Origin of the sequence: Actinomadura xylanilytica (assembly GCF_030283145.1) — a bacterium.
Taxonomy (GTDB): Bacteria; Actinomycetota; Actinomycetes; order Streptosporangiales; family Streptosporangiaceae; genus Spirillospora; species Spirillospora xylanilytica.
The window spans coordinates 14,511-35,260 of sequence record NZ_JASNWE010000008.1 but is presented as its reverse complement, the minus strand read 5'-3'; the positions used below and the strand labels follow the sequence as shown (position 1 = coordinate 35,260).

At 71.5% G+C, this 20,750-nt stretch carries 21 protein-coding genes and 1 tRNA gene; 13 read left to right on the top strand and 9 right to left on the bottom strand.

Annotation, left to right across the window (positions count from 1 at the left end; all coding sequences use genetic code 11):
* Positions 1 to 126: 126 nt before the first annotated feature.
* The 3 genes from QP090_RS37810 to QP090_RS36130 all read right to left on the bottom strand — a co-directional run bounded on the left by QP090_RS37810 (position 127) and on the right by QP090_RS36130 (position 3,070).
* Positions 127 to 228 carry a putative leader peptide gene (locus tag QP090_RS37810; RefSeq protein ID WP_432763117.1) on the bottom strand — a complete coding sequence of 34 codons (102 nt, stop codon included), beginning with the start codon at positions 226 to 228 and terminating at the stop codon, positions 127 to 129.
* 113 nt (positions 229 to 341) lie between these two features.
* The gene (locus QP090_RS36135; protein WP_285944260.1) at positions 342 to 1,517 is read right to left on the bottom strand and encodes a LolA-like protein; all 1,176 of its coding nucleotides are present in this window, start codon (positions 1,515 to 1,517) and stop codon (positions 342 to 344) included.
* 374 nt (positions 1,518 to 1,891) lie between these two features.
* On the bottom strand, positions 1,892 to 3,070 hold the full coding sequence (locus tag QP090_RS36130) for a hypothetical protein (RefSeq protein ID WP_285944259.1): 1,179 nt from the start codon (positions 3,068 to 3,070) through the stop codon (positions 1,892 to 1,894).
* A gap of 290 nt (positions 3,071 to 3,360) precedes the next feature.
* Between QP090_RS36130 and QP090_RS36125 the strand changes: the two genes are divergently transcribed.
* The 4 genes from QP090_RS36125 to QP090_RS36110 are packed head-to-tail and all read left to right on the top strand — an operon-like array spanning position 3,361 to position 6,093.
* Positions 3,361 to 3,732, top strand: a complete 372-nt coding sequence (locus QP090_RS36125; RefSeq protein ID WP_285944258.1) for an NADH-quinone oxidoreductase subunit A — start codon at positions 3,361 to 3,363, stop codon at positions 3,730 to 3,732.
* Positions 3,733 to 3,771: 39 nt separating this feature from the next.
* The gene (locus QP090_RS37805; RefSeq protein ID WP_285944257.1) at positions 3,772 to 4,602 is read left to right on the top strand and encodes an NADH-quinone oxidoreductase subunit B; all 831 of its coding nucleotides are present in this window, start codon (positions 3,772 to 3,774) and stop codon (positions 4,600 to 4,602) included.
* The gene (locus QP090_RS36115) at positions 4,599 to 5,138 is read left to right on the top strand and encodes an NADH-quinone oxidoreductase subunit C (protein WP_285944256.1); all 540 of its coding nucleotides are present in this window, start codon (positions 4,599 to 4,601) and stop codon (positions 5,136 to 5,138) included. The genes QP090_RS37805 and QP090_RS36115 overlap by 4 nt, the downstream gene beginning before the upstream one ends.
* Positions 5,131 to 6,093: a complex I subunit 1/NuoH family protein gene (locus tag QP090_RS36110; RefSeq protein ID WP_285944255.1), complete on the top strand. Its 963-nt coding sequence runs from the start codon at positions 5,131 to 5,133 to the stop codon at positions 6,091 to 6,093. The genes QP090_RS36115 and QP090_RS36110 overlap by 8 nt, the downstream gene beginning before the upstream one ends.
* Positions 6,094 to 6,099: 6 nt before the next feature.
* On the opposite strand, the gene QP090_RS36105 is transcribed toward QP090_RS36110, so the two are convergent.
* Together QP090_RS36105 and QP090_RS36100 are read right to left on the bottom strand one after the other, a co-directional pair.
* A complete protein-coding gene (locus tag QP090_RS36105) occupies positions 6,100 to 6,813 on the bottom strand; it encodes a hypothetical protein (protein ID WP_285944254.1) in 714 nt (237 codons plus the stop codon).
* A 104-nt stretch (positions 6,814 to 6,917) separates the two neighbouring features.
* Positions 6,918 to 7,592, bottom strand: a complete 675-nt coding sequence (locus tag QP090_RS36100; RefSeq protein WP_285944253.1) for a ComEA family DNA-binding protein — start codon at positions 7,590 to 7,592, stop codon at positions 6,918 to 6,920.
* A 347-nt stretch (positions 7,593 to 7,939) separates the two neighbouring features.
* Between QP090_RS36100 and QP090_RS36095 the strand changes: the two genes are divergently transcribed.
* From QP090_RS36095 to QP090_RS36060, 8 genes are all read left to right on the top strand, one after another.
* Positions 7,940 to 8,509: a NuoI/complex I 23 kDa subunit family protein gene (locus QP090_RS36095; protein ID WP_285944252.1), complete on the top strand. Its 570-nt coding sequence runs from the start codon at positions 7,940 to 7,942 to the stop codon at positions 8,507 to 8,509.
* The gene (locus QP090_RS36090) at positions 8,506 to 9,039 is read left to right on the top strand and encodes an NADH-quinone oxidoreductase subunit J family protein (RefSeq protein WP_285944251.1); all 534 of its coding nucleotides are present in this window, start codon (positions 8,506 to 8,508) and stop codon (positions 9,037 to 9,039) included. Before QP090_RS36095 ends, QP090_RS36090 begins: the two co-directional genes overlap by 4 nt.
* Positions 9,039 to 9,470, top strand: a complete 432-nt coding sequence (nuoK, locus tag QP090_RS36085; RefSeq protein ID WP_285944250.1) for an NADH-quinone oxidoreductase subunit NuoK — start codon at positions 9,039 to 9,041, stop codon at positions 9,468 to 9,470. Before QP090_RS36090 ends, nuoK begins: the two co-directional genes overlap by 1 nt.
* Entirely contained in the window at positions 9,467 to 11,359 is a 1,893-nt protein-coding gene (locus tag QP090_RS36080) for an NADH-quinone oxidoreductase subunit 5 family protein (RefSeq protein WP_285944249.1), read from the top strand. Before nuoK ends, QP090_RS36080 begins: the two co-directional genes overlap by 4 nt.
* The gene (locus QP090_RS36075) at positions 11,356 to 12,876 is read left to right on the top strand and encodes a complex I subunit 4 family protein (RefSeq protein ID WP_285944248.1); all 1,521 of its coding nucleotides are present in this window, start codon (positions 11,356 to 11,358) and stop codon (positions 12,874 to 12,876) included. Before QP090_RS36080 ends, QP090_RS36075 begins: the two co-directional genes overlap by 4 nt.
* A complete protein-coding gene (locus QP090_RS36070; RefSeq protein WP_285944247.1) occupies positions 12,876 to 14,360 on the top strand; it encodes an NADH-quinone oxidoreductase subunit N in 1,485 nt (494 codons plus the stop codon). The genes QP090_RS36075 and QP090_RS36070 overlap by 1 nt, the downstream gene beginning before the upstream one ends.
* 80 nt (positions 14,361 to 14,440) lie before the next feature.
* Complete coding sequence (htpX, locus tag QP090_RS36065) at positions 14,441 to 15,295, top strand: zinc metalloprotease HtpX (RefSeq protein WP_285944246.1); 855 nt, start codon at positions 14,441 to 14,443, stop codon at positions 15,293 to 15,295.
* Between the two features lie 391 nt (positions 15,296 to 15,686).
* On the top strand, positions 15,687 to 15,998 hold the full coding sequence (locus tag QP090_RS36060; RefSeq protein ID WP_285944245.1) for a PASTA domain-containing protein: 312 nt from the start codon (positions 15,687 to 15,689) through the stop codon (positions 15,996 to 15,998).
* Positions 15,999 to 16,001: 3 nt separating this feature from the next.
* Here the strand turns inward: QP090_RS36060 and QP090_RS36055 are convergent, their stop codons facing one another.
* Positions 16,002 to 16,493, bottom strand: coding sequence for a YajQ family cyclic di-GMP-binding protein (locus tag QP090_RS36055; RefSeq protein WP_285944348.1), 492 nt, complete (start codon positions 16,491 to 16,493; stop codon positions 16,002 to 16,004).
* 179 nt (positions 16,494 to 16,672) lie between these two features.
* Here QP090_RS36055 and QP090_RS36050 point away from each other — a divergent pair.
* Positions 16,673 to 16,754: transfer RNA gene (locus QP090_RS36050), tRNA-Tyr, on the top strand.
* Positions 16,755 to 16,886: 132 nt separating this feature from the next.
* Here the strand turns inward: QP090_RS36050 and QP090_RS36045 are convergent.
* The 3 genes from QP090_RS36045 to QP090_RS36035 all read right to left on the bottom strand — a co-directional run bounded on the left by QP090_RS36045 (position 16,887) and on the right by QP090_RS36035 (position 20,732).
* A complete protein-coding gene (locus QP090_RS36045) occupies positions 16,887 to 18,311 on the bottom strand; it encodes a tyrosine-type recombinase/integrase (protein ID WP_285944244.1) in 1,425 nt (474 codons plus the stop codon).
* The gene (locus QP090_RS36040; protein WP_285944243.1) at positions 18,308 to 18,508 is read right to left on the bottom strand and encodes a helix-turn-helix transcriptional regulator; all 201 of its coding nucleotides are present in this window, start codon (positions 18,506 to 18,508) and stop codon (positions 18,308 to 18,310) included. Before QP090_RS36040 ends, QP090_RS36045 begins: the two co-directional genes overlap by 4 nt.
* Positions 18,509 to 18,746: 238 nt before the next feature.
* On the bottom strand, positions 18,747 to 20,732 hold the full coding sequence (locus QP090_RS36035) for a DUF3987 domain-containing protein (RefSeq protein WP_285944242.1): 1,986 nt from the start codon (positions 20,730 to 20,732) through the stop codon (positions 18,747 to 18,749).
* Between the last annotated feature and the right edge of the window lie 18 nt (positions 20,733 to 20,750).

The window sequence follows — 20,750 nt, the reverse complement described above, 5'->3', positions numbered from 1 at the left end:
GACATCCCGCGTTCGGGAGGTCGTGGCCCTGTAGTCCAAGAGGTACCACTCCGGGCGGAAGATCACGCGACTCCGGCGGATTCGGGCAGGTCCCATCCGCCGGTACGACCTACTCGGCTCTCGGGTTCATCCCGAACACAGGCAGCTCGCCAGGCGGCACAGATCCACGTGGATCCGCCGCACGAGCCGCGAGGGGATCGGTGGGGAGCCCAAGCTCCCCGGTGGCACGGAGTTCACGGCTTTGACTATAGACAGCCCGAAATCCGTCCGGCCCAACCGGCCCCCGGGGGCCGGGCGGAGGCTCCGCACGGCCGCCGCGGCGAGCCGTCCGCGGTGCGCCCTCACGGCTTCGGCGCGCCGGGCGCGTTCTTGCCGCCGGCCCCCTTGGCGACGCCGCGCTCACGGTCGATCCCGGCGAGCAGGCCGGAGACGTCCGCCGCCGACACCGCCTCGCCGACGACCCGCGCCTGCGCCTCGTACGGGTGCGCGCCAGGGGAGTCCAGGGCCTGCCGCATCCAGTTCCGCCAGGTGCGGCCGGTCACCGTGCAGCGCAGCACCAGTTCCCGGTTGGACGGCACCGCGCCCGTCCCCGTGCAGGTCCCGAGCGCCTTGCCCTTGGACGTGACCGTCGCCCGCAGCGCGGCGCGGGCGCCCGACGGCACCGTCCCGTCGGGCGCGGTCATCTTGGCGGGCACGCTCACCGTGCAGCCGTTCATGTTCTCGTCGCAGTTGACGAACGTCAGCTTGCCCGGGGCGAAGCGCAGTGCCGGATCGGCGGCGCCGCCGAGCGCCGCGACCCGCGGGCGCAGCTCGGCGAACAGCGGCGCGGCGGCGGTCACCGGCGCGACGGCGAACCGCGGGTCGCCCTGCCCCGCCGCCTGGACGCTCACCAGCCGGTACGGCGCGGCGGTGGTCAGGAAGTAGTCGGCGTCCTGGGTCTTGACCCGGTACGCCGGGACGCCCGCGACGTTCTCGGTGCGCGGCCGGGCCGGCGCCTTGGCCAGCCGCTCGGCGATCTTCTCGGGGCCGAGCACGTCCGCGACGTCCAGTCCCGGCATGGAGGCGGGCGCCTTGGTCCAGCGGCCCGCGTAGACGTCCGGCCGGGCGCCCTCGCCGCCGTAGGTGCGCCAGAACGCCGGGCCCGCCTTGAGGTAGGTGACGCCGTCGGCCGTGACGACGTCGGCGCGCATCCCGCCCGCCGCCGTCAGGGTCCCGGTGGCCGAGCCCGCGCGGGTGACGCGCAGCCGCGCCTGGACGGGCCGGCCGTCCGCGGGCAGCGTCCCCGCGTACTGCAGGCCCGGCCTCGCCGTGAGCTGCCGTGCGGCCTGCTGCACCCAGGAGGACGGCGCGGGCCCGGCCTTCTTGTCCGGCTTGCCGCTCGGGTCGTCGCCGGTCATGACGACCCCGGCCGTCACGGCGGCGGCCACGACCACGACCGCCGCCCCGGCACCGGCGACGATCCGCCGGCGCCGCATCATCGCGGCGCGCGCCCCGCCAGGCTCCGGCCCCTGAGGCATGGGCGCTCCGGGCCCGCCCGGCACCGAAGCTCCGGGCCCGCCCGGCATGGGCGCTCCGGCGCCGCCGGGGAGAGGTGCGCCCGCCCCGCCGGGCGCCGGTCCTCCGGTCTGGCCGGGGACCGTTCCGTCCGGCGGGTTCGGACCGCCGGAGACGGCCGCGCCCGCGACCGGGACCCCCGGAAACGGCGATCCTTCCTGATCAACGTTCACTCGGCGTCCACTCTGCTCACCACCGGCTCATGCCGGACATCCCATGACACATGTCAAGAGTGCCGGACGATGCGCGCAAGCGCAGCAGGACCGCGCATCGTCCGGCACCCGGTGAGCTTCGGGGCGCCCCGCCTCAGCCGGCGGCGACCGCCCCGCCGGGCCGCTCACTCACTGTCGAGACCGCTCAGCAGACCCTGGACGTCGCTGTCGGTCGCACCGATGACCTTGTAGTCGACGTGCTTGTAGTAGGTGCCGCCGGTGGCCTTGGCCCAGCTCGACCACGCGCTGCTGGTGACCCGGCAGCTCGCCCACACCGGGGTGGAGCTGCTGACCGTGATCCTGGTGGTGCAGTTGCCCAGGTCGCGGCCGGTCATCGTGCCCGCGGTGAGGCTGAACCGCACGTCGATCGTGAGCGGCGTCTCCGCCCCGAACGGGGGCCGGATCTTGGCCTCCACGGTGCAGCCGGAGTCGCCGTTGCAGCCGCCCTTCTTCCAGTCGACGGTGGTGGGGCGGGCCGATCCGTCGAAGGAGTCCTTCAGCTCGCCGATCCGGCCGCGCAGGTCGGAGATGGACGCCGACGCCTCGCTCGTGCTCTTGGCCGTGACGTCGACGGTGACCTTCGGCGACCCGCTCTCGTACCGCAGCAGCTTGGCGTCGTCGGAGTCGCTGATGTACAGCGTCGCCGAGATCGTGGTGAACTTCAGCACCTTCGTGCCCTGGAGCGTGGTCTCGACCGGCTTGACCTTGGCCAGCGCGGCCTGCCGCAGCTTGGTCGCGAGCGCCTCCGGGGTCAGCTCGGCCTTGAAGTCCAGGTCGAGCTTGTCGGCGCTGAGCCGGCCCCACTGCGCGCCGCTGCCGAGGTAGTAGGGGGGCTCGGTCCCGGAGATCTGGCGCTTCCAGTAGGCGGCGTCGGCCTTGACGTACAGCTTGCCGTCGGCCGAGATCAGGGTCACCTGGTCGCTGTTCCAGGTCACCTCACCGGTCGTCCGGCCGCCCTTGGTGACGGTCAGCTCACCCTGGAGGGTGTCCGCGCCGCCACCGAAGTCGCCCTTCAGCGCCAGGGCACGCGACCCGCCCAGCGAGACGGCCGCCGCCTTGAGCTTCTCCTCGGGCTTCTTGCCCCCGGCCGACACGACCACGAACACCACGACCGCGATCGCGATCACGACGACCAGCCCGCCGCCGATCAGCCCGATGATCAGTCCGGTGTTGCCGCGCTTCGGCGGCGGTGGCGGCATGCCGGGCAGGCCCATGCCGCCGGGGGGCGGCGGGTAGAACGGCGGCGGGGTTCCAGGCCCGCCGTAGCCGCCGGGGCCCGGCGGCGGGGGTGCGCCTCCGGGCATGCCGGGTCCGCCCGGGCCGCCCGGGCCGCCCGGCCCACCCGGTCCCTGCTGGCCGCCGGGTCCCGCGGGCGGCGGGGGCGGCGGCCAAGAGGGACCGGCCGGGGGATCCCAGCCCGGGGGAGGCGGAGGGTTGCTCATCCGGTCACGTCCTTCCAGGTCATCTGGCCCCAAATGCATCTCTAGTGTGCAGCAAAGAGCCGGCAATGTGATCCTTGCCTACCCGCTGAGCGCTCGCGTCGCTCAATCGGTATCTCGGCGATACTTGACGGGACGCCTTCCGGGAGGTTGCGGTGAACGACTATTTCGACGGGTACGCGCTCGTCGCGGCGCTGCTCCTGGTCGGCGCGGGGATCGTCGGCGGGGGCCTGGCCGCCAACCGGATGCTGCGCCCGAGCCGTCCGACCGCCGAGAAGCTGGCCACCTACGAGTGCGGCGTCGATCCCGTCGAGGGCGACTGGGCCCAGTCGTACGTTCGCTACTACGTGTTCGCCTACCTGTACGTCGTGTTCGCCGTGGACGCCGTCTTCCTCTTCCCGTGGGCGACCGTTTTCGCCGCCCCTGGTTATGGGATGACGACATTGGGCGAAATGTTCGTATTTCTGGCCTTCTTGGCCGTCGGTCTGGTCTACGCGGGCAAGAAGGGCGTCCTCTCGTGGGTCTGACCCCCTGGCGGCCGTCCGGCGGGCTGTAAGAATGCTCCTGTGAGCACCGTGGACCTGCCCCCGCCCGGCATCGGGCCGCTGTCGCGGCTGGCGCCCAAGCCGATCAAGTTCGTGCTGAACTGGGGCCGCCGGTACTCCCTGTGGGTCTTCAACTTCGGCCTGGCCTGCTGCGCCATCGAGTTCATCGCCACCTCGATGAGCAGGCACGACTTCATCCGTCTCGGCGTCATCCCGTTCGCGCCCGGCCCGCGCCAGGCCGACCTGATGGTGGTGTCCGGGACGGTCAGCGACAAGATGGCGCCCGCCGTCCGCCGGCTGTACGAGCAGATGCCCGAGCCCAAGTACGTCATCTCGTTCGGCGCCTGCTCCAACTGCGGCGGCCCCTACTGGGACTCGTACTGCGTCACCAAGGGCGTCGACCAGATCATCCCGGTGGACGTCTACGTGCCCGGCTGCCCCCCGCGCCCCGAGGCCCTGCTGCACGGCATCGTCCACCTCCAGGAGAAGATCGCCGCCGAGTCGCTCGGCGACCGCTACACGGGAACCGGCGAGCCGGTCGCCCCGCCGCCCCCGCCGCGACCGCTTTCGGCCACCGTCCTCAGGCGCCCCATCCAGCCCCCGCCCGAGGCGGAGCCGCTCAGCACCGAGGCCGCGACCCCCCTCGTCCTGGACGCCGCCCCGGGGGCCTCGACGCAGCCCATGCCCCCCGCCGGCGACGCCCCGCAGGCCTCGCCGAACGCCGCGACGCAGCCCGTCCCCGGCACCGACGCCTCCGGGCGGTCGACCACGCGCGGCGATCACGATCCCTCGATCATCCCGGGCTTGGTCGACGACGAGGACGACGACCAGATCGGCCGGTCCTCCTCATGAAGCCCGCCTGGGTGGAGCGGTTCGGGGACGAGGTGTCGACCGAGGAGACCCATGGGGGGCTGGCGGTCGGGGTGCCGCCCGAGCTGTGGGTGGAGGCGGTCACGTTCGCGCGGGACGAGCTGGCGTGCGGGTTCTTCGACTGGCTGACCGGGGTGGACGAGCTGGAGATGGGGTTCGCGGTCGTCGCGCACCTCTACTCGCTGGAGCGGCGGCACCATCTGCTCGTCCGGACGCGGGTGCCGCGCGAGGATCCGCGGCTGCCGACGGTGACGGGGGTGTATCGGGGGGCGGGCTGGCATGAGCGGGAGACGTTCGAGATGTTCGGGGTGGTCTTCGAGGGGCATCCGAACCTGATCCCGCTGCTGCTGCCGGACGGGTTCGAGGGGCGTCCGCTGCGCAAGGACTTCGTGCTGGCTGCGCGGGTCGCCAAGCCGTGGCCGGGGGCGAAGGAGCCGGGCGAGTCGGGGCACGGCGCGCCGAGCCGGCGGCGGGTCCGGCCGCCCGGGGTGCCCGACGACTGGGGGCCGCATGCCTGAGCTGCTGGTGATCGTCCTGAAGCTGGTGCTGGTCGCCGCGGCGTTCGCGGTGCTGCCGCTGCTGGTCGGGCAGGCCGAGCACAAGGTGATGGCGCACATGCAGGGGCGGCTCGGCCCGATGTACGCGGGCGGGTTCCACGGGTGGGCGCAGCTCGTCGCCGATGGGGTGAAGTTCGCCCAGAAGGAGGACGTGGTCCCGGCCGCGGCCGACCGGCGGGTGTTCAAGCTGGCGCCGGGCGTGGCGATCGTCCCGTACCTGCTGGTGCTGGTGGTGGTGCCGGTCGGGCCGGGCGGGCAGGTCGCGCTCGATCTCGGGCCGGGGCTGTTCTTCGCGCTGGCGGTGATGGGCGTCGGCGTGATCGGCGCGATCATGGCGGGCTGGGCCAGCGCCAACAAGTACGCGCTGCTCGGCGGGATGCGGGTCGCGGCGCAGCTGATGTCGTACGAGCTGCCGATGGTGTTCGCGGCGGCGTCGGTGGCGATGGCGGCGGGGACGCTGTCGCTGGGCGGCATCATCGAGGAGTGGCGCTGGTGGTGGCTGCCGTGGCAGGCGATCGGCGCGGTGGTGTTCTTCGTGGCGGGGCTCGCCGAGCTGCGCCGGCCGCCGTTCGACATGCCGGTCGCCGACTCCGAGATCATCTTCGGTCCGTACACCGAGTACGGGGGCCTGCGGTTCGCGCTGTTCATCCTGGCCGAGTACGCGGGCATCGTGGTGCTGTGCGCGCTGACGGCGGTGCTGTTCCTTGGCGGGTGGAAGGGCCCGTTCCTGGACACCGGGCTCGGCTGGCTGTGGACGCTGGTCAAGGTGTTCGGGCTGTCCTTCGTGGTGATCTGGCTGCGGGTCAGCTATCCGCGGATGCGCGAGGACCAGCTTCAGAAGCTCGCCTGGAAGTACCTGGTGCCGCTGTCGCTGGTGCAGCTCGCGCTGACGGGTGTGCTGAAGGTCGCGCTGTAGGGGCGGTCAGCCGCCTCCCTCGGTGAAGCCGTGCCCGAAGTCCATGCCCTCGGACGTGGACACCGTTATGTGCAGATGGCTGTCTCGGTGACGCAGCGACGCGTCGCCCCAGCGGACGCTCACCCTGCCTTCCCGTAGGACGGGTTCTTGCAGGGCCGGGACGGGGAGCGCGTCCCAGTCGATGTGCAGGCCCTCGACGCTGACACCGTCATAGGACGCGGGCGGGTCGCCGCGCTCGACCAGGTCGAGGATGCGGTCGAGTTCGGCGAGCGCGTCGGAGTCGGCGGGGTCGGCGTCGATCCGGTCGAAGAGGTCGAACATGCGGGCCACCACCGGCAGGCCGGACGCGGTGGGGCGCTCGGCCTCCGCGTACGCCTCCAGCACCTCCTGGACGGTCTCGCGCCGTTCCTCGTCGTCCGACCCGTCGAGCACGCGGGCGACGGCCAGGTCGCAGTGCGCGTCGCCGGTGCGCAGGTACGGGTGCAGGTCGAGGCCGGCGACGATCGCGCCGTGCTGGACGGTCCACAGGTGCAGCAGCGCCCCGTACCAGAGGATCAGGTACCCGTCGGCGCCCTCCTCCCAGTCGCCGTCGACGCATTCGCGGAGCTCGTCGGCGTCGCCCGCGACGTAGATGTTGCCGAGGCGCGCTCCGCCGGGCAGTACCGAGAACTCCAGCAGGTGGCAGCTGTACGGGCGGGCGATGTCGGCGGTATCGACCATGGTTCGGTGCTCCCGGGCGGTGGGGGACGGGCTCGGCCAGTCCTATCAACCGCGTCCGACAGACGGCGCCCGCGCGCCGTCCACGCGGCCCCGCGCGCCGCCGGTCAGGGCAGGAAGATGGCGTACTCGGCGAGTTTGGGCAGCACCTCGGGCGGCAGGTCGGCGTCGACCGACAGCTCCTCGGCGGACACGAACCCGCCCTGCTCGCCGCGGCGGCTCACGACGCGCTCGACGAGCTCGGGGGACAGGCCGGGCAGGGTGGCCAGTACCGGCGGCGGCGCGTGGTTGACATCGATCAGCCCGCCGTCGTCGTAGGCCCGCGGGAGGTCGGGCCGGCCGATCCTCAGCTCGTGCGCGAGCCCGGGGTCCTCGGCGGCGAGCCCGCGGGCGTCCGCGCGCAGCATGCGGCGGTACCGGGCGACCTCGATGGCGTGCGCGTTGTGCCGGCTGTGCGGGTTCGCGCGGGGGAACACCGAGCCGCGGACGGCGAAGGAGTGCGCGGACCCGGCGATCCACAGCATCATCATCATGACGCTGCCGAGCAGGGCCGTCAGGGGCTCGCCGGTCCCCATCAGCATCAGTACCGCGCCGGTGCCGACGCCGTAGCCGAGCGCGGTCATGCCGAGGTTCCACGAGTTGCGCCGCATCGCCGCGTACAGGAACGAGAACGGCGTCCCGAACCCCAAGGTCAGGAAGGGGACGAACGCCCACAGGATGCCCTGCGGCTCGCTCGCCGGGGGCGGCGGCATCGGCGGGGGCCCGAACGGCCGATGCGGCATGGGCGGGGGCATCGGCCGCGGCTCGTACAAGTGGGGCGGCTGCGCCTGCGGCGGATTCCCCGGTGGGTGGTGGCGGGGGCGGGACGCTCGCGGAGGACGCCCGACGGGGCGGCCGTGATCGGGCTCGAAGGTGCCGTCCGTTCCCTGGCTCATGTGACCTCCTGGCCGCCTGCCTCGTGGAGGCGCGGGGCACATGGAGGCGTACCCCGTTGTCGCCGGCTCACCTCTGGTTGACGAACGCCGCGCCGTCCGCGTTCCCCAGACGCCCTCAGTACGGAATCATGGGCCTTGTGGGACGGCTACCAGGAGGCGGGCTGGCCAAAGGGCTGGCCGTCACGTTGCGGACGATGACGCGGCGTTCCGTCACGCGTCAGTACCCCGAGGTGCAGCCCGATCTGCCGCCGCGCAGCCGCGGTGTCATCGCGCTGCTGGAGGAGAACTGCACCGTCTGCATGCTGTGCGCGCGCGAGTGCCCCGACTGGTGCATCTACATCGACTCGCACAAGGAGACGCTGCCCGCGGAGGGCGGTGGACGGGCCCGTACCCGCAACGTCCTCGACCGGTTCGCGATCGACTTCGCGCTGTGCATGTACTGCGGGATCTGCATCGAGGTGTGCCCGTTCGACGCGCTGTTCTGGTCGCCCGAGTTCGAGTACGCCGAATACGACATCGCCGAGCTGACCCACGAGAAGCAGCGGCTGCGCGAGTGGATGTGGACCGTCCCGCCGCCGCAGGCGCACGACCCGGCCGCCGAGCCGCCCAAGGAGATCGCCGCGGCGGAGAAGGCCGCCGCCCGCGCGGCCCGGACCTCCCGCAACGGCCCGCCCGCCACAGGCGCGCCCACCACAGGCACTCCCACCACGGGCCCGCCCGCCGGTGAATCCCCGAGCGACTCCCCGGGCGGGGGGCGCCCATGACGGGACCCGACCTCGTCCTCATCCTGCTCGGCGCCGTTGCCGTCGGGGCCGGGATCCTCTGCGTCACCACCGGGCAGATCGTGCACGCGGCGCTGTGGCTGGTGGTGTCGTTCGGCGCACTGGCCGGCGGCTACCTCGTCCTCACCGCGGAGTTCGTCGCGTGGGTGCAGGTGCTCATCTACGTGGGCGCCGTCGTGGTCCTGCTGCTGTTCGGCATCATGCTGACCCGGGCGCCGATCGGACGGGCCGCCGACGTCGACTCCGGCAACCGCCTGCTCGCGCTCGCGGTCGCCGCCGCCACCGCCGCCGTGCTGGTCACCGTGATGGTGCTGGGCTTCGGCGGCGCGCACAAGCCGGTCGCCGCGGGCGGCGGATCGGCGGAGGCACTCGGCTCCAGCGTGTTCCGCACCTGGGTGCTGCCGTTCGAGGTGCTGTCGGTGCTGCTGCTGGCCTCGCTGGTCGGCGCGATCGTGCTGTCGCGGTCCGACATCGGTCCGGGCGCGCGCGGCGGCGGGAGGGACGGGGGCTGATGCACATCGTCTATCCCACGATCGTGTCGGCGCTGCTGTTCTCGGTCGGCGTGTACGGCGTGCTGGCCCGGCGCAACGCGATCCTGGTGCTGATGGCGGTCGAGCTCATGCTCAACGCCGTCAACCTCAACCTCGTCGCGTTCGACGTGTGGTGGCGCGACCGGCTGCACGGCGGGCAGGTGCTGACGCTGTTCACCATCGTGATCGCCGCCGCCGAGATCGGGCTCGGGCTGGCGATCGTCCTGCTGGTGTACCGCAACCGCGACGTCGTCGACGTCGACCGGCTCCGCACCCTCGCCGAGGACCGGACGCCCGAAGGCGCCGCCGCCGGCGAACCGGAGCAGAGCGCCGGGCGCGACGGAGGCGAGGCCGAGGCCGGACGCGGCGCCGGGCGTGAGGCCGTCCCGCCGGGTGGGGAGGCGGCGCCGTGATCGTGCTCGTCTCGCTGGTGATCCTGCTGCCGTTCGCCGCCGCGTTCGCCGGGATGCTCCTCGGCCCCCGCCTGTCGCGCCTGCTGCGCGCCCCCGCGGGCACGCGCCCGACGTGGCGGGACGGTCCCGCGCTGATCGCGGGCGCGTCCGCGGCGGTGTCGCTGGTGCTCGCCGCGGTCGCCGCGTTCGCCGTATGGCGCGATCCGGGCGCGCGGACCGGCACGCTCACGCTGATCGAGACCGAGTCCGTGCCGATCAGGATCGGCCTCCAGGTGGACGGGCTGTCCGTCGTGGTCGGGCTGATGGTCTGCTGTGTCGCGCTCGCGGTGCAGGTCTACTCGGTCGCCTACATGGCCGGCGACCCGCGGTTCTCGTCGTACGCGGCGTTCATCTCGCTGTTCACCGCCGCGATGCTGCTGGTGGTGTTCTCCGGAGACCTCCTGCTGCTGTACGCCGGCTGGGAGGTCATGGGCATCTGCTCGTACTTCCTGATCGGCCACCACTGGGAGGACGAGGGCAACTCGCGGGCGGCGGTCAAGGCGTTCCTGATGACGCGGCTCGGCGACGTCGGATTCCTGTTCGGCGTCTTCGTACTGGGCCTCGGCGCCGGGACGTTCTCCGTCCAGGGCGTCATCGCCGCCGCGCCGGAACTGCCGCACGCGACCGCGACGGCCGCGGCGCTGCTGCTGCTCGCCGGGGTGGCGGGCAAGAGCGCCCAGTTCCCGCTGCACACCTGGCTGCCGGACGCGATGGCGGGCCCGACGCCGATCAGCGCGCTGATCCACGCGGCCACGATGGTCGCGGCGGGCGTCTACGTCGTCGCCCGGCTGTACGGGGTGTTTCTCGTCGCGCCCGCGGCGCTCACCGTGCTCGGCGTGCTCGCGGTGGTCTCGATGGCCGGAGCGGCGCTGGCCGCCCTCGCGCAGGACGACCTCAAGCGCGTCCTGGCCTACTCCACGATCAGCCAGCTCGGCGTGATGGCCGCCGGGCTCGCGGTCGGCGCGGACGGTGCGGCGATCTTCCACCTGCTCGCCCACGGGGCGTTCAAGGCGCTGCTGTTCCTGTCCGCCGGATGCGTGATCGTGGTGACCGGGTCCAACGTGCTGGCCCGCTACGGCGGGCTCCGGCACACCATGCCGATCACGTTCTGGTCGATGACCGCCGGGTTCGCCGCGCTCGCCGGCGTCCCGCCGTTCAGCGGCTGGTTCAGCAAGGACTCGATCATCGAGGCCGCGCAGCACGCCGCTCTGCACGGCGGTGCCCTGGCGCCGCTCGCCCGGACGGGCGCGGCCCTCCCCGCCGGGGTCGCGTGGCTGATCTACCTCGGGCTGCTGGTCACGGCCGCGCTGACCGCCGCCTACGCGACCCGCGCCTGGCTGATGACGTTCTTCGGCGAGCAGCGCGGGACCTACGAGGCGCGCGAGCCGTCCAGGCTGATGGCGTGGACGGTGGCGGCGCTCGCGGTGCCCGCCGCGGCCCTCGGGTTCTTCGGGCTCGGCGCCCCCGAACTGCGCCCGCACGTGGCCTCGGCCCTGCTCGGCCTGCTGCCGACAGCCGCCGGGGCGGGCGCCGCGTTCCTGGTCTGGAACCGCGACCCCGCGCTCGACCCGGCGCGCGTGCTCGGCCCGCTGCGTCCGGTGCTCGCGCGGGCCTTCCTCGTGGACGAGGCGTACGCGGTGGTGATCGTCCGGCCCGTCCGGGCGCTCGCCCGGCACGTCGCCGCCTTCGACGTCCGCCGGGTCGACGCGGCGGTCGTCGGCACCGCCCGTGGCGCGCGGCGGCTCGGCGGGGTGCTGCGCGTCCCGCAGAACGGCAACGCGCAGACCTACCTGACCGGGCTGATCGCCGGGGTGGTCGTCATCGCGGCCGGGGTGGTGATCTTCCGGTGATCTTCGTGGTGATGATGGCGGTCCCGCTGCTCGGCGCGCTGGCGATGCTCGTCCCCGCCCGCCGGTTCCTGCCCGGCGCCGCCGCCGTGCGGATGTTCGGCGCGGCGGTCTCCGGCGCGACGCTGCTGATCGCGCTGTACGCCGTCGCCGCGTTCGACTTCGGCGCGTCCTCCCGGATGCAGGGCGAGATCGACCGGCCGTGGGCGCCCGCGATCGGGCTCCGCTTCCACCTCGGCGCCGACGGGATCTCGCTGCCGCTGGTCGCGCTGACCGCGCTGCTGACCTTCCTGTGCTTCCTCTACACGCTCAAGCACCCGCCCGCCCGCGGCCGGGCCCGCCTCCTCACCGCGCTGCTGCTGGTGCTGGAGGTCGGGATGCTCGGCACCTTCGTCGCGCTCGACCTGGTGCTGTTCTTCGTGTTCTTCGAGGTCGTCCTGCTCCCGATGTACGTGGTGATCCTGGTGTGGGGCGGCCCGGGCCGCCGCGCCGCCGCGGACAAGTTCATCCTCTACACGCTGCTCGGCTCCGGCCTCCTGCTGGCCGGGATGCTGCTCGTCGCGGTCAACGCGGGCTCGCTCGACATGACCGAGCTGGCCCGGCGGCACGGCGCCGGCCTCGGGCACGGCGTGCAGGCCACCGCGTTCCTGCTGATGGGCCTCGGCTTCGCGGTCAAGGCGCCGATGTGGCCGCTGCACACCTGGCTGCCGGGCGCGCACACCGAGGCCCCGACGGTCGGCTCGGTGCTGCTGGCCGGGGTGCTGCTGAAGATGGGCACCTACGGCCTGGTCCGGGTGGCGCTGCCGCTCGCCCCGGACGGCGCGCGGGTCTGGGCGCCGTGGCTCGGGCTCCTCGCGGTGATCGGCATCGTGTACGGCGCGCTCGCCTGCCTGGCCCAGCGCGACCTGAAGCGGATGATCGCCTACTCGTCGGTCGGGCACATGGGGTTCGTGCTGCTCGGCATCGCCACCCTCACGCCGGTCGGGGTGAACGCCGCGCTGTTCGGCAACGTCGCGCACGGCCTGATCACCGGCCTGCTGTTCTTCCTGGCCGGCGCGATCAAGGACCGGTACGGCACCGGCGACCTCGACGCGCTCGGCGGCGGGATGCTCACCACGGCGCCGCGGCTGGCCTCGATGCTGACCTTCGCGTGCGTCGCCTCGCTCGGGCTGCCGGGCCTGGCCGGATTCTGGGGCGAGATGCTGGCGCTGCTCGGCGCGTACCGTCCGCACGCCGGCCTGCCGCGCGGGACGTTCGTCGCCTTCATGGCGGTCGGCGGCCTCGGCGCCGTGCTGACCGCCGCGTACTTCCTGCGCCTGCTCCGCAAGATCACCCACGGCCGCCCGGCCCCGTCCGCCGAGCCGGGGGCCGCCGCGGCCGTCCCGTCCGCCGCGATCTCGGGGTACGAGTACGCGGCCTGGACGCCGCTGATCGCGCTGACGCTGCTCGTCGGCCTCTGGCCGAAGACGCTGCTGGACCTGACAACCGCCCCCGTGCGCGCCCTGTTCGGAGGCGGCTGATGATCCAGGGGATCGACTACGCCGCGATCGCGCCGCCGCTGATCCTCGCGGTGGCCGCGGTCGGGCTGCTGCTCGCCGACGCCTTCGACGCGCCCCGCCGCGTGATCGGGCTGCTCGGCGGCGGCGCCCTCACCGTCGCGCTCGCCGCCGTCGCTGTGCTGGCCGGCGGCGACCGGCGCGCCACCTTCTGCCTGCCGGACGCCCTGCGCGCCGGCGGCCCCCGGTCCTGCTCGTACGTCGCCGACGACTTCACCCTGCTGTTCCAGGGCCTGGTGCTCGCCGCCGCCGCGGTCGTCGTGCTGCTGTCGGTCCAGGAGATCGCCGACTCGCGGCTGCCCGCCGGCGAGTTCCACTTCCTGCTGCTCGCCGCGGTCATCGGCGCGCTCACCCTGGTCGCCGCCCGCGACCTGGTGCTGCTGGTGGTGGCCCTGGAGACGCTGTCGCTGCCGGTGTTCGCGCTGGTCGGGCTGCGCCGCTACGACGGCGCCGCCTCCGAGGCCGCGCTCAAGCTGTTCCTGATCTCGGTCGTCTCCACCGCGATCATGCTGTTCGGGATCAGCCTGGTGTACGGCGCGACCGGCGCCATGCACCTCGACCGGATCGCCCCCGCCCTGGAGCGGCTGCCCGCCGACCTCGACCCGGTGGCGGCGGTCGGCGTCGTGCTCGTCCTGGCCGGGTTCGGGTTCAAGGTCGCGGCCGTCCCGTTCCACTTCTGGGCCCCGGACGTCTACCAGGGCGCCCCGCTCCCGGTCGCCGCGTTCCTGTCGGTGGTGTCGAAGGCGGCCGGGTTCGCCGGGCTCGCGATCGTGCTGGCGCTGGGGTTCCCCGCGTACGGGCACGTCTGGGGGCCGCTGATCGCGATCCTCGCGGCCGTCACGATGACCCTCGGCAACCTGCTGGCGCTCCGCCAGCGGACCGTGATCAGGCTGCTGGCCTGGTCGTCGATCGCGCAGTCCGGCTACATGCTCGCGCCCCTCGCCGTCGGCACCCGGCGGCTGCCCGAGGCGGTCGCCGCCACCACCGCCTACGTCGCGCTGTACGCGGTGATGAACCTGGGCGCGTTCGCCGTCGTCATCGCCCTCCACCGCCGCCCCGTCCAGGACCGCCTCGACGACTACCGGGGGCTGGCGCGGCGCAGCCCGGCCGTCGCCGCCGCGCTCGCCTTCTTCCTGATCTGCCTCGCCGGGCTGCCCCCGGGCATCATGGGGCTGTTCGCCAAGGTCGTGGTGTTCCGCGCGGCCGTCGCCGGGGACGTGACCTGGCTCGCGGTCGTGATGGCGATCAACACCGTGATCGGCCTGTACTACTACCTCCTGTGGGCCGTGCGGCTCTTCGCCCCGCCCGGCGCCGGCCGCCCCGCGGTGCCGGACGAGGCGGCCCCCGGCCTCGCCGTCCGGGCCGCCGTCGCCGCCACCGCCGCCGCCGCGGTGGTCCTGTCGGTGGCGCCCCAGATCGTCCTCCAGACGGTGTCCGCAGCCACCTGAACCACCCCGAACCGGGAACGTTTGGGCAGGTCAAACCGTTGACCCCGATGGCCGGAAGTCGACGGGGAGGCAGGACGCAAGTGCAGCTCAACGGCGTCAAGACGGCGGCACTGATCGCCGCACTGTCGGCATTGATGCTCGCCACCGGCCGGCTGCTCGGCGGCACCACCGGGCTCGCCGTCGCGCTGCTCCTCGCGCTGGTCACCAACGGCTTCGCGTTCCTGTTCAGCGACCGGATCGCGCTGCGCTCCATGCGCGCCCACCCGGTCGGCGAGGTCGAGGCCCCGGTGCTCTACCGGCTGGTCCGCGAGCTGGCCACCGCGTCCCGGCAGCCGATGCCCCGGCTGTACGTGTCGGAGACGATGCAGCCCAACGCGTTCGCCACCGGCCGCAACCCGCGCAACGCCGCCGTCTGCTGCACCCGCGGCATCCTGCGGATGCTCGACGAGCGCGAGCTGCGCGCCGTCCTCGGCCACGAGCTCTCGCACGTCCACAACCGCGACATCCTCATCGCCTCGGTCGCCGCCGCGCTCGCCACCGTGATCACCTACCTGTCCCATCTGGCGATCTTCCTGCCGATCGGACGGTCCGACGACGACGACGGCCCCGGACTGCTCGGCGCGCTGCTCATGCTGATCCTCGGCCCCGTCGCCGCCGCCGTCGTGCAGATGGCCATCGGCCGCACCCGCGAGTTCGCCGCCGACGCCGCCGGCGCCCGGCTGACCGGCGACCCGCTCGCGCTCGCCTCCGCGCTGCGCAAGATCGAGGCCGGCACCCGGGCGCTGCCGCTGCCGCAGGATCCCGAGCTGGCCTCCACCAGCGCCCTGATGATCTCCAACCCGTTCCAGGGCGCCGGGATCGGCAGGCTGTTCTCCACCCACCCGCCCACGGCCGAGCGGGTGGCCCGGCTGGAGCGGATGGCGGGCCGCCGCTGAGGCCGCCCGGCGAGTCCGCCGTGACGGCCACCGGGTGCTCGAAGTGCGCCGCACGACTCTCGTCCCCGTCCGCGAGCCCGTATCCGGCCGCGGGCGGCGCCCCGCGGCGGACGACATGTCGCGCCGGGGCCCACCGGGAGGGCCCTCAGGGCCAACGCCACGCCCCGGCCTCCCCCGCTCGCCTGCTGACCCCCGGGAAATCTTCGGGACCCGTCCGAACCATCGCGCGGGACCCGGCGTCATACCCACTGTGAGCGCGCCGACCACTTCTGCGGGGGAAGGGGCCGGCGCGCTCTTTATGATCTGAGGCGGAATGATTACCCGCCGCGGGACAACCGTCGCTCAGCGTGGCGCATCCTCAATTGCATCGTCCCGATGCGCGGAGGCCGTCATGAGCAGACCGTCCCCATCAATGCCGCACCGCACCGGTCCTCCCGGCGCGGTGATCGGCCTGCTCTGCCTGGTGGCCGGAGGCGTCGGCGGCTCCCTGGTCGCCCTCGGCGCGTCCACGCGCCCAGGGGTGCGCGTACCGGACGTCATCGGCGTCACCCGCCAGGACGCCCAGCACCGCATGCGCGACGCCGGCCTCTACAGGCTGGACGAACGCGACACCGCCCCCGGCCGGCTCACCACCGGACAGTCGCCGCCGGCCGGCACCACGGTCCCGCCCGACACCCCGATCACGCTCTTCTTCGGACGGTGAGGGTCACCGGTAGTTGGTGAACTGGAGCGCCACGTCGAGGTTCTTGCCCTTCAGCAGCGCCATGATCCCCTGAAGGTCGTCCTTCTTCTTGGAGGTGACCCGCAGCTCCTCACCCTGGATCTGGGCCTTCACCCCCTTCGGCCCCTCCTCCCGGATGATCTTGCCGATCTTCTTCGCGTCCTCCTGGGAGATGCCCTCCTTGAGCGCCACCCCGAGCTTGTAGACCTTCCCGGACAGCCGCGGCTCCCCCGCGTCGATGGCCTTCAGCGAGATGCTCCGCTTGACCAGCTTGTCCTTGAGCACGTCCAGAACGGCGTTCGCCCGCTCCTCGGAGTTGGCCTGGATCTCGATGGTCTCCCCGGACCACTTGATCCCCGCGTCCACGTTCCGGAAGTCGAACCGGTTGCCCACCTCCTTCACCGCCTGGTTCAGCGCGTTGTCGACCTCCTGCCGGTCGAGCTTGCTCACGATGTCGAAACTTGAGTCGGCCAACAGACAACCCCTTCTAGCTGCGGAAAACGAAGAACCGGGCATGCCACGGCACACCCTCGCGACTCGGGCCAGCGTAGCGAGCACCGCCGACCCGCGCCCGCCCCCGCACGACCACCCGCCGATGTCACGACCGCTCACCCGGTCCGCTATTCTTTCCAGTGCCGTCGCGAGAGCGACACCACGGCGGGTTGCCCGAGTGGCCAATGGGAGCGGACTGTAAATCCGTCGGCTTAGCCTTCCCAGGTTCGAATCCTGGACCCGCCACACCAGCAGAAACAGCCCCTGACCAGGCAAAACCCGGTCAGGGGCTGTTCTCGTCATGTCCGGCTGTCGGTGATCGTTTGCGGCTCTGTACGGCTGGTTGGGTGGAATACGGGTTGAAGTCTGACGGCCCCGTTAGGCGTCGTCGCCCGTGCTCCGTGGGGGATCCTCCGGCGCCTGGTGGACCTGGGTTGCTTCGGAGATCCGGCGCTTGGCTTCCTCTGCCTGCCCGACGACACACTTGGCGTAGACGCGTAGGAGTACGGCCACACTGTGGCCGGCCCACTCGGCCACTTGTGCGGGCGGTACTCCTGCGCTGAGCCAGGTGGAGACGGCGGCGTGCCGGAGCGCGTACGGAGTCTCAGCGAGCGGCGACGCAGCCTCCTCGGGCGTGAACGCGGCGGCACGTGCGTTGTGCCACGCTCCGAGGTAGGTCCGATCGGTCATGATCCCGCCACGCGGACCTATGAAGAGTCGCTCCCCGGGCCGGACCTTGAAGTCGGCAAGGTGCTTCCGGAACAGCTTCACCAGTTCGGGATGCAGAGGGACGAGGCGGGTCTCCCCGGGGGCGCGGTGCTTCAGCGGTTGCCGGTCCCGCGCTTTGCCGCCGTTCGTCCACTTGCTTCCGCTTCGCGGTTCGGCGTGGGTGAGTCGCATTTCGCCCCAGCCTGTTGCGGGAAGGTCGACGAGGTTCTCGCGACGAAGGTCTATTGCTTCCTCCGGGCGCAAAGCGGCGTAGTACATGACCGCAAAGAACGCAACCATGCGTTCGCCGCGCTTTCCCTGCGACTTGACAGCGTTGAGGATGCGGCCTGCCTGTTCGGTGTTGACGACGACACGCAGATCAAGCGTTTGTGTCATTCGGGGGCGCGTCCACTTGACGACCTTCAGGGGGTTGCTGGGAAGTATTCGGCGTTCGCATGCGTATTCCATAGCGTTGTTGAACGTGACGCGCTTACGGGTGGCCGTGCTACCTGCTGCCGGGGTTCCGTCGAGCTTCTGGCTAAGTCTCTCGAGTACCGTCCGGGCGATCGTGGGACCGTTGCGATCTGGCGCCATATCCGCCATGTCGATGGTGTTGCGTTCTAGCCATCGCAGGGCCGCGGTGAGGTGCTCGGGAGGTTCTCCGCCCTTCTGGAGACGCTCACTGTAGGCCCAGCTTCGGAGAGCTTCGCGGATGCTTGCACGGGATGGTGCGCCCTTCTGAGTTGATACAAGAGCTTCCGTTGCATCGGTGAGGGCTTCCGCGATGCCTCGGCGATGGTTGGGTGAGACGTACGGCCATTTGGCGGCAACATATTCGAGAGAGAACGCATACCAACTGATGTTGTTCTCTTCGCGTTGCCATGAGGTGGGGCGCCCGGTCCGGAGGCTGAACGCGTCACCGTTCTTTGCTGCGGTCATCAGAGACGATCGGAAGCTCTCTGCCTGTGCGCTTCGACGGAACCCTTCATACCAGCGTTTCGGGCCGACTTTCCAACGAACCGTGTAGGTGGTGACCGTGGCACCCACGCGAACGTGGGTCGTGTGAACGCGAACGTCGTACGTGGTGTCCTTCATCGCGCGGCGTCCTCACAGGTCGAGAGCCAGCGTTCGAACTCGGATCGGTAGACCCGAAGAGAGCCGTTCGGGAGAGTCAGGCACTTGGGTGCACGGCCCTTTTGGCGCCAGTCGTAGAAAGTGGAAGGGGAGATCTGGAGTTCGGCGCAGACCTCGGCGACGGTGAGCTTGGCGGTTGGACGCGTGAGGGTCGGCAAGTCGCTGTCTCGTTTCGCTGGTGTGATCGGTTGTGCAGGGTGGCCGGCGTCGTGCTTGGTGGCTGTCCGCCAGTCACGGGGAGTAGTCTCGTCAGGGTCCGGGCGGAGGACGACAGCGGTGAAGCGTGTCAGCAGAATTCAGCAGAATCCTTTTTGCTGTTTCTGCTGACGCGCTGGGGCGCTGTCATGGGGGATGCGGTCGGGGGTCCGGCGACGCTGTGTGATCGCGCCGCGGGGGTCATCTGGCGCTCTCGGTCGCGTCCGGGTGGGTTTCGTAGACGAGGCCGGTCTTGCGGCCCCGGCCGGTTCTGGGTGCGGTGGGGACGCGCCGGATCCAGCCGTGTGACTCCAGAACATGAAGTGCAGGGTCCAGGTCTGCGACTTTCTTGAAGCGGCGCAGGGAGGACAGCACATCGCGGGCGCTGAACTGTGTCGTGCCGGTCCGATCGATCCAATCGAGGAGAGCGCGGGCATCGGCCACGGCGGGATCGGCTCCGATTGCGTCATAGGCCGCTTGCGCGTGAACGGTGAAGTACTCCCCGATCAGCCGCGCGTTCTGGAATGTGGCCAGACTGATGGGATGACGCTCCCAGTCGCCGCGAAAATGCTCGGCAATATGCAGCAAGGCGGCGATGCGTAGTACGGCACCCACGTACTTCCCGCCCCAGTCGGTCATGTGGGCGAGGTCGCCGGTTTCGGGGCGGAAACGTCGTTCGGTCTCGTCCAGGAGCGCGCGGGCGGCCGATTCTGCGTCCGGGGCGAAGTTCAGCGTCACGGGGTCGGCCAGAGCGTGAAGAGACAAGACAAGAGACGTGACGTTGTCGCTGTAGTCCGATCGGACGTGATCGGGGATTGGGTCGGGATTAGGGTTTCGGTAGCCGAGCAGGGACTTGGGAAGTGAGTAGAGAAGCCTTCCTAGTAGCCCCTGTTCGAGGAACTGCGGAGTCTCCCCGAGGCGAGCCAGGACGCCTGGTTGGGTGCAGATTCCAAGGGTGATCGTTGCGGCAGGGATCCGTTCCGACGCGCGCCCCATCCGGTCGATCCGCATCTCTTCACCGGCGTGCCCGGACTTGAGGACTGCGAGGTTCGGGGCGCCGGAGTAGCGGCCGGCGGCGATAGAGAAGATCTCGCCTTCGGGCGAGAGGATCGCGAATCGTCCTCCTTGCTCGGCAACGTGTGACGTCAGCCGTTCCACCGTGGCGTCATCTGAGAACAGGCACGGTTCCGGCGGGATCGTGGCCTCTTCGAGGGCAAGTCGGGCGATGGCCGCTTCATCGGTGGCCACGGCCTGCTGTGTGGCGTCCGCCGCGTTCGCGGCGGCCTTCTCGGTCTTGTCCGCGTGGGCCTCGGCGATGCGATGGGCGATGACAGCTTCTGCGATCAGCGGCTTTGCCTGGTCGATAAGAAGGGCCTCGGCGGTCCGGATCGGGGCCGTCATGTGCTTGTAGACCTCGGACTTGCGGTTGCCGGGCGGCAGAACGACCAGAGTGAAGAGGTTGGTCGGCTCTGTCCAGCCCGGTCCCCGAACCCACACCTTCCCGCCTCCGGCCACGCCGAGAACGGCCAGAGCAAGGGATCCGGCGAGGTCGGTCGGAGTCTGCGTGATCTCGGCGAGACCGGCGACGTATTCGCCGAGCCAATCGGGGAACGCCCATGCCGGGAACGTGGGCAACTCGGGTGCGGCAGACAGCGGAGCCGGTTCGGGCCATCCCTGCGCGTCCGAGAGCGCGAGAGCGGCCATCTCCGAGGCGACAGTTCCCCTCACGTCGGAGTCAGCGTCACCGGTCGCGCTGTAGCCGAGCTGCATCAAGCGAGTGCCTGTGAGGACGACGTGACGTGCGTATGCGAGGCGGTGAACGAGTTGTGCGTAGTAGGTGGCGCTAGCGACACTGGGCGCCTGACTGATGAGGGTGTGGAGGTACGGGGCACCGCCGATTCTGGCTAGTTCCCGCGGGTCGATGGTGGCGGCAACGGCGACAGGTTCACACGGTGCGCCGCGGTCCACCAGGCCCACGATGCTGTCCCAAATGAGGCGATGTGCAGGCCGGTAATAGTCGGCGCTATCCAGCAACGTGCGGACGGCGGACAACGTGGGCGCATACAGCATGATCGCGCCCAAGACGTGTTGCTCGGCTTCGATGTTGTGTGGAAGCGGTCGGACGAATTCGGCGAGATCGACCGGGCTTTCCCGGTCTCCCCCGACCGGGAGCGGCAAGGACGTCATGATGGGGGTGCCTCCGTC

What these genes read in the sequence shown, in the direction of transcription:
- QP090_RS36115 (WP_285944256.1), top strand. Translation starts at nt 4,599, where the DNA reads ATGAAGCCCGCCTGGGTGGAGCGGTTCGGGGACGAGGTGTCGACCGAG.
- nuoK (WP_285944250.1), top strand. Translation starts at nt 9,039, where the DNA reads ATGCACATCGTCTATCCCACGATCGTGTCGGCGCTGCTGTTCTCGGTC.
- QP090_RS36035 (WP_285944242.1), bottom strand. Translation starts at nt 20,732, where the DNA reads ATGACGTCCTTGCCGCTCCCGGTCGGGGGAGACCGGGAAAGCCCGGTC.
- QP090_RS36105 (WP_285944254.1), bottom strand. Translation starts at nt 6,813, where the DNA reads ATGGTCGATACCGCCGACATCGCCCGCCCGTACAGCTGCCACCTGCTG.
- QP090_RS36070 (WP_285944247.1), top strand. Translation starts at nt 12,876, where the DNA reads ATGATCCAGGGGATCGACTACGCCGCGATCGCGCCGCCGCTGATCCTC.
- QP090_RS36095 (WP_285944252.1), top strand. Translation starts at nt 7,940, where the DNA reads ATGACGCGGCGTTCCGTCACGCGTCAGTACCCCGAGGTGCAGCCCGAT.
- QP090_RS36130 (WP_285944259.1), bottom strand. Translation starts at nt 3,070, where the DNA reads ATGCCCGGAGGCGCACCCCCGCCGCCGGGCCCCGGCGGCTACGGCGGG.
- QP090_RS36060 (WP_285944245.1), top strand. Translation starts at nt 15,687, where the DNA reads ATGAGCAGACCGTCCCCATCAATGCCGCACCGCACCGGTCCTCCCGGC.
- QP090_RS36135 (WP_285944260.1), bottom strand. Translation starts at nt 1,517, where the DNA reads ATGCCTCAGGGGCCGGAGCCTGGCGGGGCGCGCGCCGCGATGATGCGG.
- QP090_RS36045 (WP_285944244.1), bottom strand. Translation starts at nt 18,311, where the DNA reads ATGAAGGACACCACGTACGACGTTCGCGTTCACACGACCCACGTTCGC.
- QP090_RS36110 (WP_285944255.1), top strand. Translation starts at nt 5,131, where the DNA reads ATGCCTGAGCTGCTGGTGATCGTCCTGAAGCTGGTGCTGGTCGCCGCG.
- QP090_RS36090 (WP_285944251.1), top strand. Translation starts at nt 8,506, where the DNA reads ATGACGGGACCCGACCTCGTCCTCATCCTGCTCGGCGCCGTTGCCGTC.
- QP090_RS36100 (WP_285944253.1), bottom strand. Translation starts at nt 7,592, where the DNA reads ATGCCGCATCGGCCGTTCGGGCCCCCGCCGATGCCGCCGCCCCCGGCG.